8 protein-coding genes and 1 pseudogene are annotated in these 11,716 nt (G+C 41.4%); 5 read left to right on the plus strand and 4 right to left on the minus strand.

Going from position 1 to position 11,716, the window contains the following annotated elements; translation table 11 throughout:
• Positions 1 to 77: 77 nt before the first annotated feature.
• Positions 78 to 461 carry a DUF2358 domain-containing protein gene (locus H6G74_RS21735; protein WP_190969646.1) on the plus strand — a complete coding sequence of 128 codons (384 nt, stop codon included), beginning with the start codon at positions 78 to 80 and terminating at the stop codon, positions 459 to 461.
• 209 nt (positions 462 to 670) lie between these two features.
• Here H6G74_RS21735 and H6G74_RS21740 read toward each other — a convergent pair whose 3' ends face one another.
• From H6G74_RS21740 to H6G74_RS21750, 3 genes are all read right to left on the minus strand, one after another.
• On the minus strand, positions 671 to 874 hold the full coding sequence (locus H6G74_RS21740) for a hypothetical protein (protein ID WP_190969647.1): 204 nt from the start codon (positions 872 to 874) through the stop codon (positions 671 to 673).
• Between the two features lie 394 nt (positions 875 to 1,268).
• Entirely contained in the window at positions 1,269 to 2,243 is a 975-nt protein-coding gene (gene nadA, locus H6G74_RS21745; RefSeq protein ID WP_190969648.1) for a quinolinate synthase NadA, read from the minus strand.
• Between the two features lie 604 nt (positions 2,244 to 2,847).
• The gene (locus H6G74_RS21750) at positions 2,848 to 3,312 is read right to left on the minus strand and encodes a hypothetical protein (RefSeq protein WP_190969649.1); all 465 of its coding nucleotides are present in this window, start codon (positions 3,310 to 3,312) and stop codon (positions 2,848 to 2,850) included.
• A gap of 530 nt (positions 3,313 to 3,842) precedes the next feature.
• Here H6G74_RS21750 and H6G74_RS21755 point away from each other — a divergent pair.
• Entirely contained in the window at positions 3,843 to 4,358 is a 516-nt protein-coding gene (locus tag H6G74_RS21755; RefSeq protein ID WP_242051309.1) for a hypothetical protein, read from the plus strand.
• On the opposite strand, the pseudogene H6G74_RS21760 reads toward H6G74_RS21755, so the two are convergent.
• Positions 4,307 to 5,827, minus strand: a pseudogene (locus H6G74_RS21760) (pentapeptide repeat-containing protein); the annotation flags it as partial. The gene H6G74_RS21755 and the pseudogene H6G74_RS21760 overlap by 52 nt on opposite strands.
• A 472-nt stretch (positions 5,828 to 6,299) precedes the next feature.
• On the opposite strand from H6G74_RS21760, the gene H6G74_RS21765 reads away from it, so the two are divergent.
• From H6G74_RS21765 to H6G74_RS31610, 3 genes are all read left to right on the plus strand, one after another.
• Positions 6,300 to 6,938 carry a Uma2 family endonuclease gene (locus tag H6G74_RS21765; protein WP_190969651.1) on the plus strand — a complete coding sequence of 213 codons (639 nt, stop codon included), beginning with the start codon at positions 6,300 to 6,302 and terminating at the stop codon, positions 6,936 to 6,938.
• Between the two features lie 429 nt (positions 6,939 to 7,367).
• On the plus strand, positions 7,368 to 11,273 hold the full coding sequence (locus tag H6G74_RS21770) for a DUF2157 domain-containing protein (RefSeq protein ID WP_190969652.1): 3,906 nt from the start codon (positions 7,368 to 7,370) through the stop codon (positions 11,271 to 11,273).
• Positions 11,270 to 11,398 carry a hypothetical protein gene (locus H6G74_RS31610; RefSeq protein WP_277927175.1) on the plus strand — a complete coding sequence of 43 codons (129 nt, stop codon included), beginning with the start codon at positions 11,270 to 11,272 and terminating at the stop codon, positions 11,396 to 11,398. Before H6G74_RS21770 ends, H6G74_RS31610 begins: the two co-directional genes overlap by 4 nt.
• Positions 11,399 to 11,716 lie beyond the last annotated feature (318 nt).

Genomic DNA, 11,716 nt, shown 5'->3' on the forward strand with positions numbered 1-11,716 from the left:
AATTTTTCCTTTTGCCTTTTTCCTTTTGCCTTATTTTACTAATCCCCATTCCCTACTCCCTACTCCCTTTTTTATTCATGGATATTATCGCAATTCTCAAAGAAGATTATCAAAGATTTCCTGAAAATCAAACATATTCAATTTACGCAGAAGATGTTTATTTTCAAGATGCGGTTTTCAAATTTCGAGGACTTAAACTTTATCAATGGATGATTAAATTTATCCAGACTTTCTTTTTAAATCTCAAAATGGATTTACACAACATTCAACGTTTGGGTAATATCATCAAAACTGAGTGGACACTGAGTTGGAATAGTCCCTTACCTTGGAAACCCCGCATTTCTATCACTGGCTGGAGTGAATTAAAACTCAACTCTGATGATTTGATTATTTCTCACATTGACTATTGGAATTGTTCACGTGCAGATGTAATTAAACAGCATTTTTTTTCACAGGCTTAGGTTTGTTACGAAGCAAGAAAAATCAGTAACAATAGTTTCAGTAATTGCTGGTGCTGGGTTTCCTTAATTACATCTATTTCTTGATGAGAGCGATCGCTTTGAATAATGACAAGTTTATTCTAATGTGTAACTTGATATCTACTCTTTGTTCAAAATTTGATCAACTTTGTTTTCAATAACTGTCAACTTCTCAGAATTGTCGGACGATCTTAATCTAGAGAACTGAGCAAGTTGACGATTCCCTCATTTAAGGTGGTTAATCTCAAAATGGCATCTTCCATTCTAGAGATTGTTGTATCTATTTTGTCGTTTCGTTCTCTATTTTCTTGTCTTTCCTCAGCCATTGCATCCAGAATACCTTGAATAGCTCTGGCATTGCTTTTTACTATTTGCTGAAGTTCTTCGTTCGTCATTATTGATTGCTGTTGAGATTTAGTAGATACTTTACAGTATAAATTAGCGATCGCCCCTGATACCTTTGATGACAAGCGAACTAGTACAGGTCGGCGTAAATAAACAGACTATCTGGAATTGCTAAAAGGCTTGTAGTATCTTTATTCTTTCTTTTTACTTTTGCCTTCTTACAAAGTTAGGCGGGACGGAAACCGACACCGCCTACTTTGCGCTTTTTACTTTTGCCTTGTTGTACTAGTACAGTTCGCGCTCAAAAAGGTGGGCTGATTTAACGCACACCTTTTTGAGTATGAAAATTGAAGACCAAGGTAGTTTAAACTATCCTTGGAAAACAAATGCTCATGAATTTGGAGAATTGTTAGTTTAGCACCATTCAGTTTCTACTCAGCACTTTTAAACACTCATTTCTAACATCCGTTGCATTGGACGCAGTGCCGCTAGTCGAATTTCTTCAGACATTGTAATTTCAGGAGCGCGGTTTTTCATTGCTAAATACAGTTTTTCTAATGTATTGAGTCGCATAAAAGGACACTCATTACAATTACAATTATTTGTGGGTGGTGCAGGAATAAAATGCTTATCTGGGGCAAATTTTTGCATTTGGTGAATAATTCCTGGTTCTGTCGCCACAATAAATTCTTGGGCAGGGCTGGTTTGACAATATTTGAGTAAAGCTGCCGTCGAGCCAATATAATTAGCGTGGCGCAAAACGCTGGTTTCACATTCTGGGTGAGCGATCGCTTCCGCTTGGGGATGTGCTATTTTTAATTGGACAATTTTCTTTTCGGAAAAGGTTTCATGGACAACACAGCTACCTTGCCACAGTAGCAAATCTCTGCCAGTTTGTTCCATGACATAGCGCCCTAAATTCCGGTCTGGGGCAAAAATAATTGGCTGGCCTTTGGGTATCTGCTGCACAATTTTGACAGCATTAGAACTAGTGCAAATAATATCGCTCATTGCCTTAATTTCAGCAGAGCAGTTTATATACGAAACCACCAAATGATCAGGATGGGCTGCTTTGAAAGCCGCGAATTCCTGTGGTGGACAACTATCTGCTAAAGAACAACCAGCAGTTAAATCAGGTAACAGTACTAACTTATCAGGATTGAGAATTTTGGCTGTTTCTGCCATAAAGTGTACGCCAGCAAAGACAATTACATCTGCATTTGTCTGGGCTGCGGCTTTCGCCAGTTGTAACGAATCACCAATAAAATCTGCAATATCTTGAATATCTGGTTCTTGATAGTAATGCGCCAAGATTACCGCATTGAGTTCTTTTTTCAAATCCTCAATAGCAGCAAATAAATCTCGTGGTAGTTCACCTGATTGGGTTTGGTTTTTTGGTGCAAATGCAGTTGTAAACACAGTTAGGGGTTGCTTATGGTTGCAAATATTTTATCTAGTGGATTCAATTATAGTAGTTTTTACCAAAAATAACAGACAAGAAAATTAAAGACTTTTTGAATTATTACGTAAGTATATGAGAGCGTATGGTATTCTAGACTAATTTTGGAAATTCTCTCGGCTACTAGGGCGTAGAAGTGGGGAATCCTGATTTTTCCGCAACCACCATGAGTTCTATGTGCGAAAAGTGATGAAAGGTTGAAGGGTGGGGTTAAGCAGGCGATCGCTATTGAGATTTGGAAGTTTGAGGGGTGCGATCGCTCCACTTCTCTCCTAATATCATCAATAAAAGTCATTAATTACAAAGATTTATTCTCCCAAGGATTAATGATAAAAATTTCACAGCCTATAAAATCACTAACATTACGAGTTGCTATGAGATGAGAGGGAAAATGCGAAAGATGCGATCGCTGATTATACTCAAGCCTGATTATAGAGCAATACAGTTCAGTTAAGACTAAAACTCTTTGTTAAAGTCATTTTTTTTAACGAACCGCAAAGAGCGCAAAGAGCGCGAAGAGAAGAAAAAATTACTAACTGAACCGTATTGGATTATTGAGGGATGCTATTTTTGCTTAATCCCAAATAGTTCTAAACTCTTCCGAGACTCTGCTAAAAAATGCTTTTCTATGGCGCGATATTTAGCTGTTGATACATTTTCAATGGTATTATCTAGATGCCAAGCTGCAACTAATTTTTGATTGCGGAAACCATATCTGTGAAAATCTTCAGCACTGACGTGAATTAATTTTCCATTTTTGTATTTTAATACAGCAACATCTAGAGCGTCATTCTCACTGCCATCAGATGCTTCAACACTTTGGATATATAAAGATATTGGCTTACCCTTAACTTGACAAAGATTATATATAAAACTACCTTTTTTCTTTTTTTGGAGAGGGCAGTTTTTTGGCTCCACATCACCTTGGAAGTGTTTTTCAGTGGCGAAGGATTTATTGGTGGCAAAAGATGGCAAACCCGTACAAAGTACCAAAGATGAAATTGTCAACAACCTAAGTAAATTAGTCATATTTTAATATCTAACTTCTGTTTTAATTACAGAGATATTATAGCTAAAAATATTACTAATTTATTCAGCAATAGTACTGGTTAATTAATATCTCTACTTCCATATATTCCCGGTTTTGCTTCTGTAGAATAAAACAGCATCGCCTGTTAAGTTGTAGTCAATCAAAAAGTTAATAACTGAGCTTCAATGCGTGTACCTGCGATCGTCAATCCACGTTCTGTGCGAATGATTTTTGGTTCTTGCTTGGATGCTGCTACCATAAGGATTTCTCATCAGAAGCTAATTTCATCATATCGCCAATGTAACTTTCCAGCAGACACAGGCGATCGCTATTGAGATTTGGAAGTTTGAGAAGTGCGATCGCTTAACTTCACTTGTGATGCTATCAATAGTAGAGATAATCTGGAAATATCTTGAATTTTGCAGCTAAAATACAGCATTTATGTGATTAAAACTGTGTTTATACTTATGGATTTGACTTGTATATATGGGAACTCTAAATCAGAAATCCATACTGGAGATTCAAGTCTATGGCCAGAAGCCCTGTAAGTGCAACGCTGAGTGCAACAGATAAGGATACGTTGTTGCAAGCGATCGCTACAATTAAAGAAAAGTTACCATTTTTAGTTGATTTGAGTAATGAGGAGCGCAAAGCTTTACCCAAGATGGGAGATAAAAGCCGCGCTTTTGTTAGTAAAGCATTAGAGGTGGCGACACAGAACCCAGAGTTTTTACCACGTTCTTTTGATTTGGAAGAAATGCGAAAGGATGTGCAATTATTTGAAGCGTTGTATCCAGTGTTGCTGGCTTTGACTCAGTTGCAAGAATTGGTTGATGATACTTCTCTGGCGGTGGGTAGTGAAGCTTATGCAGCCGCTTTGCAGGTATATAACTATGCTAAAGCCAGTGGACAAACGGGAGGATTAGACGCTGTAGTTGGGGAGATGGGACAAAGGTTTGCGCGGAAATCTCGCAAAGCCAAGCCTGAAGCAGCAGCTTGCAATTGCGCTTTATATTTTTCTTCCACAGCTTGCAATGCTAACTGATAATTTTGCATAAAATCACTATGAATTTTCTCTTTATCAGTTCCATCAGGGACGTTAACTTTAACGACAACTACGCCATCACCTTTATTAGCAATACTTTGGATAGCTAAATCTGTATCTTCATTTTCTGCTTGCACTTTTTTAAAGGAAGTAACAAAAGCCTTCCAGTCGATACCGTTGCGGAAAATTAAATCGACAGTGTTTAATACTTCTTCAAATAGTTTAGTAAATTCTCCTGGTTGAAAGTCGCCACTACTGGGGCGGCGTTCTCTATCATCAGTTCCAGAATGGGGATTTTCTAGCAGATAGATAAAGCGACAATCAACATCATTTAATTTAGTTGTGCTTTCAATATTCCAAGCTTCTACACAAGCACCAGTCATTTGAGCGCGAGTGAAATCAGTACCCACAGCTTGAGATAGAGTTAGATTTGCCCACTCTAAACAAGCTCCTGCAAAGGTGGCTTCACTAATATCAGTGTCTTTAAGATTAGCTTCTTTTAAATCTGCGCCTATGAGGTTTGCGCCTTTAAGATTTGCGCGAATATATGATTTATTTCTACCATTTAAAGTAACTAGCAAATTGAGAATGTCTCGTTTAGCTAATATTGAATCGTCTACTTTGGCAAGGTCGAGTTTTTTCGCTTCATAAAAACGAGTGCGAGTGAGATTTGCTGTTCTGAAATCTGTGTTTTTGAGAGTTGCACCAGTAAAGTCAGCATCAGTTAAATCAGCACCAAAGAAGCTTGTACCGCCTGTTGCTGCAAAGGTAATGGCGAATGAGCGAACCCAAGCATCTTTTTCATTTCCAGCTAAACTACGCCAGCCAATGTAAGCACTAAATAACATAAAGGCTCCGGCTCCGGCTCCGGCTCCGGCTCCGGCTACGCCTCCGGCTCCGGCTCCGGCTACGGCGAAGACTGCGGCTACGGCTCCGGCTCCGGCGAAGGTTACGGCTACGGCTCCGGCTACGGCTCCGGCTCCGGCTACGGCTACGGCTCCGGCTCCGGCTACGGCGAAGACTGCGGCTACGCCTCCCTCTCCGGCGAAGTTTACGGCGGAGGTTACGGCGAAGGCTACGACGAAGGCTCCTAAAGCTGCTGTTAAACCCTTACGAAGAGTAATAATACAAAAAACGAGTAGCACAAATAGGAGGGCTATCCCAAAAATGATCTTTTGATCATGACTCAAATCTTCAGAACTTGTAGGTCTAAATATCAATACTACGAATAGACTAAGAAAGATTGAGAAAACCCCTGAAACTGCTGACAGCAGCCATGAGGCTATAAGCAACCCAACAGTCCAACGTTTCTGTAGTCCAGCTTTCGCACCTGTGAAATTAGCCCCTTTGAGAATAGCCTTGCTAAAATTAGCCCCTCGAATATCTGCCTGACTAAAATTAGCCCCAGTCAAATCTTGACCTTTAAATGAACGACCTCGCAAATTTTCACCGGAATAGTCTGGCGGCATAATTCCGTCACTAAGGGTTATTACGGAAGTTTTATACAAGTTTACTGTAAAATTTTGCTGATTTTCTCAAAATGCAAAGATTTTAGATGCAATATTGAATAGCAGCGCACGGTATTGCAGCGTTGTTAGTCAATCTTAAATCTGTTTAATCACAGATTCAAGTTGTCGTTATGACACTTTAAGCCTCTTTACGAATCAATAAGCTATGGTTCACAACATTCAAACTGTCGAACACGAAATTCCGACTTCGGAACAGTAACATCCGAGTAAAAAGCTCGAAACTTCATCTTCCGAACACGAAGTTTCATCTTCAGAACAGCAACGTTGAGCCTCTAAACACGAAATTCCGACTTCAGAACTTGAAACTTCACCTTCCGAACTCGAACATCCGACTTCAGATGTCAAAGTGTCGAGCAAAAAACTCCGAATGTGAGGTACAAGAGATATAGCTTACTGGCAAAAGGGTTAAACAATGAGTGAAACTCAAACCCAGTTACCCACTAATATTTGGATTCCTGCTTCTTGGCAAGAATATTTACAAACGCTTGCTGAACTACAGACCGATAAAGCAAAAAGTTATTATTACAAAGGACACATGAGGCTGGAAATGGCTCCAGTTAGTTTTGATCATGGTCAAGATCATGTGATCATTATATTTGCGGTGACTCTATTTGCCACACTGAAAGGAATTTTAGCTACAGGTTTAGACACCATAACTTTTCGTAAAACAGGAATTCAGGATTGTCAGCCTGATGTGGCGTATTATCTCAGAGAACGCGCTCAAAGCATCCCATCTGGTACAGGAATTGTCAACCTTGAACGCTACCCTGCACCAGATTTAGTGATTGAGATTGCAAAAACTTCTCTACTTGATGACTTGGGAACAAAACGTTCTCTCTACGAAGAATTAGGCGTTGCTGAATACTGGGTAGTAGATGTGCAGAATGCTCAAATCATTGCATATACTATGGCAGATCAGGGAAGCAAACGTATTCAAGAATCACAAGTTTTGCCTGGGTTGGTAATTGCAATTTTAGAAGAAGCTTTACGCCGTAGCCGTGAAACCAGTCAATCTGAAGTTTGCGCTTGGTTAATGTGCCAGTTTCAGTAATAGGAGGGTTAAAAGTTACAGTTTGGTGCTGGCTAGAAGAAACCCCTCTCCAAACCCCTTCCACTAGGGGCTACGGTGTACAAACAAATCATCTGATCCCCCTAAATCCCCCTTAAAAAGGGGGACTTTGATTCTTGTTCCCCCCTTTTTCAAGGGGGGTTAGGGGGGATCAAGCCACATTCTGCACTTAGCAACAAAGATGTGTGTACACCGTAGCCCTCTGGGGGATAGAGGCTTTAAAACTCTTGATTTTTTCTTGAAGAATGCGGAATACATCTGCCCCTCTCCGCGTCGGAGAGGGGTTGGGGAGAGGTTCAACGCACTCATCTTAAAACATTCTAGCGATCGCTCCCCGAACTGGCACAAGTTGAGTCAAGATATACGTTACCCTAATCAAGACTTAAGTATATACTTACACGGCTGCTGCTTATGTCATCTTCCCCAGAGCGTCCGTTAAAAATTAACCTCACCCTATCATCATCCCATCCGCAGTTATTGGAGGGATTGGATTTATGGCTGCGCTTGGGTTTGATATCTGATGCCCAAGTTAGGCAGTTATGTAAAGAATATCTCAGTTGTATGGTGGTGTTACAGCCGCAAGTCGAACCGGAAGCAGTAGTAGCGGGTGCAACTTCCAAACAGCCAGCCAAGCCATTAATTGCTTATGCGCCAGCACCGCCAAAACAACCTTCTCAACCCAACTTTGTCACGAGGATGTTGCAATCTTTGGGGGAAGAACTGAGTGTACGCTGGCTACTATTTTTAGGTGTATTTTTAGTAGTGCTGTCCTCTGGGGTATTGGCTGCAAGTCAATGGGAAAGATTTCCCGCCGCCGGACAGTATGGGGTGTTATTTGCTTATACTTTAACTTTTTGGGGTTTCAGCTTTTGGACTGGGAGACAAGCAAACCTGAGATTAACCACTCAGACGCTATTAATTGTCACGTTATTTTTAGTGCCTGTGAATTTTTGGGCAATGGACAGTTTTGGATTATGGCACAATCCGCTTAACTGGTTAACAGTTGCGATCGCTGCTCCTACCCTGACTTTTATTACAGTTTTACTGTGCAGTAATCGTACAGTTTTTCCCAACTCCTCCACAAGAAAGTTACCGCTAATTAATATCCTGGCGCTGAGTTATTTACATTGGGGTTGGAAAATCGCAGTCTTTCCTTTAATTGCTGTGTATGCAGCGATGATAGGCACAACGTTACTAACTATCTATGACATTCGTCGTCAGCGACGTAATACCAATGAAAATCAACTCAGTTTATTTGCCACCGTCATTGTTTACTCGTTAATTGTACTGTTGTCACGGGCAATTTTTGTTGCTGGTGTAAATGTCACCCAACTAGGGTTAGCCATTGGGATTTGTGGTTGGTTGATTACTTGGTTAGTACAGCAACAGGAGGCAGGAGGCAAGAGGCAGGAGGCAGAAGGCAGGGAGCAAGGGGGCAGGGAGCAGGGGGCAGGGGGTAGAGGAAGACTCTCTGACTTAGCACTTCACCCCGTTTGGGAAATCTTAGGTAGCCTTTTACTCTTCCTCGGTTGGGCTGTGGCGGTAGCAGATTATCCGGGACAAGCTTTGGCTGTGAGTGGTTTGGCTTTGTGGTATGTGAGTCAGCGTTTGCAGAGATATAGCCTCAAGCTTGATTTAGCGGTGCTGTTTTTGGTTGGCTTACAGTCGATTTGGCAGGGTTGGCGAGTTGTACCGCCGGGAACGCGACAATCGATAATTGCTACTGCGGCAAATCTCACCCAGGCGCAAAATGAACCTTGGGCGTTGCTGAGTGTGGCATTATTTCCTTATTTAATTTTTATGGTATGGTTTTGCGATCGCCTGCGTCATACCGAGAAACGAGATTTGGCAAATTATGGTGAAGCGATAGCCTTGATGTTTGGCAGTTTTTTAACTGTGATTGCCACAATTAATCCTACCTTGCGATCGCTAAATCTAGTTTTTTCGACTATTACTTTGACTGTTGTCACTAAACGCCGTTCGCCATCTTCCACGCCGTTAATTTACCTGACTCACTTCATCGGTTTACTGGCACTTTTCTCAGTCATAGACTGGTTTTTCCCGAATCTCCCGACTTATCTCTGGGCAACGGTTATCTCAGTTGTGATGGTGGCAGAATGGGGATTTAGTCTTGGTAATGGTAGCTGGCAAAGTAGTGCATGGTATTTCGGCTTAGTATTATCCATCGTCAGTTTTAGTTTATTTTTTGATGCCACTTTTAAACAAATTAACCAACAATATTGGGGCGTGATTTGGTTAATTACACCCTTATGTTTGACTTTTTTAGCCAGTCGTACCACAGGCAAACCCCGCACTATCAGGGCTTTTTTGAGTGGGGTGGCTGTGTTTGCGGTGCAGTTTTTAACTATTCTTGTACCAGAAACTAGATTTATGAGTTTGGCGGTGGGTACGGGTGTAATGTATCTCAATACCCGCTATTTACGAAATGAAGGATCTGCCGCCTTTACCATTGGTTTAGGACTGAGTTTTATAGCAGCGTTGCTGTGGGAAGGGATACCAGGCTTACCCCGCCTAGCTATTGCAGGTTGGTTAGTCGTAGGTGCGATCGCCACTTTTAGTTTATGGTTAATGCGGAAATTATTACAACAACGCAACCATGAATTAGCAGATATATATGCAGATGCTAGTGATAAATGGGCGATCGCTTTATGTTGTACTGTACTCTCAACCCTGACAATCCACTCATATTTAGTTTATGATGCCGTCGTCATCCCCGGAGTTTGGTATTTAGTCGCCAGTGCCATTACTTTACTCGCCATTGCTTACCGTAGCTGGAGTGAACCCACAGATTGGGCATTTTACGGTATTGGTTGGTGTGTAGAATTATTCATCGCCGAAGTGTTGAGCTTTGGGGAACGTTCTACAATCAGAATTGCAATTGCCAACATCGCTTTAGGTTTATTCACCCAACTTTTAGGCGAATGGTGGCGACGAAGATATCATCCCGCCAGACTTCCCAGCAGTTTACATATTCTGCCCTTAGTTTATGGTGCGTTGAGTGTTGTTCTGCGGTTAAATATTTTTACCGAGTGGACTGGTTTATCTAGTTTGGGTGTGGCTTTAATCGTCATTGGTATTGGGAGACGACAACCAAACTTTAAACCGCTACTTTACTGCGGCATTATTGGCGTATCAATTTCATTTTATGAACTATTGTTTTATCAAATGTCCCAAGCTAAAGGCGGTGCATTGGGTGATGGCTTAATTGCCATGTCTGCTTTAGGAACAAGCATTATGCTAGTTTACAACCGATTAGCACCTTGGTTGAGCCGATATTTACGCCTCAGTTTGCTAGAAATCAAAGGTATTGCTCATCTGCACTGGGCTTGGAGTAGTGTATTATTAACCCTGGCCATTGCCCTGCCAATTCAAGCTAACCGCCTTGTTGGGTTGGGTACAGGGGGATTATTAATTATGTATGCCATCTTCCAAGGAAGAGGCACTAGTAATACACCAAGGGTTTTTGGCAGAATCACCACAGAAGAAATGTGGGTTTATCTCGGCTTATTAGAAGTATTGGGAATGCGGGTTTATTGGCGAGAAACCGCCGTAGGACAGTGGCTAACCGGGCCTTTAGTGCCTTGGAATGGTGCGATCGCTTGTGTGATAGCCTACTTCTTATACAGCTTACCCTGGGAAAATTGGGGTTGGTCAAAAAGACCTTGGCAACTCGCCGCCTACATTCTGCCATTAATGATTTTGTGGGAAACCAGACTGCAAGTTTACCCCATCACCCTGCTCATCGCGGCTGGCTTTTACATCATCTTAGCCAAGGTGAGTGAAAATATCCGCCTCACATATATTAGTATCGCCTTAATTGATTGGGCAGCCTGGAAATGGTTATCCCAATTAAATATTACTGACCCCTTGTGGTATTTTACCGCCACTGGACTTTCGCTGTTATACATTGCCCAAGTTGATCCACAGCTAAAACAGCCAGAATCAAAATCATCGCGGCACATTGTCAGGCTGGTAGGTATCAGTTTAATTTGTGGATGGGCAGTAGTATTTCATCAAGATACAGTCATCATTCCCGGAATTTTCAGCCTCATCGCTATTTTTGCTGGATTAACTTTGCGTATTCGGGCTTTTTTGTATGTTGGTACAGGTACTTTCTTAGTTACTGGTATTTACCAATTAGTCATTTTCAGCTTACGTTACTCATTTTTAAAATGGGTAATTGGCTTGCTAGTTGGTATTTTACTGATTTATATCGCCGCTAACTTTGAAACTCACCGCACCCAACTTAATAGCCTACTTCGCAACCGCAGTCATGAATTGGATGAATGGGAATGAAGAGGACAGTCCCACTTTCATCGTCAGATTTGTGTAGGTTGGGTGGAGGAACGGAACCCAACATTCACGCATACTTTGTTGGGTTACGCTATCGCTACACCCAACCTTACTATTCTCTTAACTGAAGCGTATTTCTATATAAGCCAATACGCTTCAGTTAAGAAAACTAAATTACAACAAAATCGGCAAATATAGCGGTTCTCGGTTGGATGAGGTACATTTCAACCCCACCCCCAACCCCTCCCCGCAAGCCTACGGTGTACACACAAGTGGTAGCTGCAAGGATTTCAGGCATAACAGACCAGTTAAATTAAGTTGTACACATAAATAGATGTCTATTAGTAAGACAAGGAAAGTGAGGAGAAAAAACAGATGGAAAACCCAATTTTAATTCATGCACAAGAGTCTCAGGGGAAAACATTCGGCGACCCCAGGCTGGTAAA

The organism is Nostoc spongiaeforme FACHB-130 (genome assembly GCF_014698475.1).
In the GTDB taxonomy this organism is placed as follows: Bacteria; Cyanobacteriota; Cyanobacteriia; order Cyanobacteriales; family Nostocaceae; genus Nostoc_B; species Nostoc_B spongiaeforme.

Excerpts from the sequence above, each read along its gene's own strand:
- H6G74_RS21735 (WP_190969646.1), top strand. The coding sequence starts at position 78 with ATGGATATTATCGCAATTCTCAAAGAAGATTATCAAAGATTTCCTGAA.
- H6G74_RS21740 (WP_190969647.1), bottom strand. The coding sequence starts at position 874 with ATGACGAACGAAGAACTTCAGCAAATAGTAAAAAGCAATGCCAGAGCT.
- H6G74_RS21750 (WP_190969649.1), bottom strand. The coding sequence starts at position 3,312 with ATGACTAATTTACTTAGGTTGTTGACAATTTCATCTTTGGTACTTTGT.
- H6G74_RS21755 (WP_242051309.1), top strand. The coding sequence starts at position 3,843 with ATGGCCAGAAGCCCTGTAAGTGCAACGCTGAGTGCAACAGATAAGGAT.
- H6G74_RS21765 (WP_190969651.1), top strand. The coding sequence starts at position 6,300 with ATGAGTGAAACTCAAACCCAGTTACCCACTAATATTTGGATTCCTGCT.
- H6G74_RS21770 (WP_190969652.1), top strand. The coding sequence starts at position 7,368 with ATGTCATCTTCCCCAGAGCGTCCGTTAAAAATTAACCTCACCCTATCA.
- H6G74_RS31610 (WP_277927175.1), top strand. The coding sequence starts at position 11,270 with ATGAAGAGGACAGTCCCACTTTCATCGTCAGATTTGTGTAGGTTGGGT.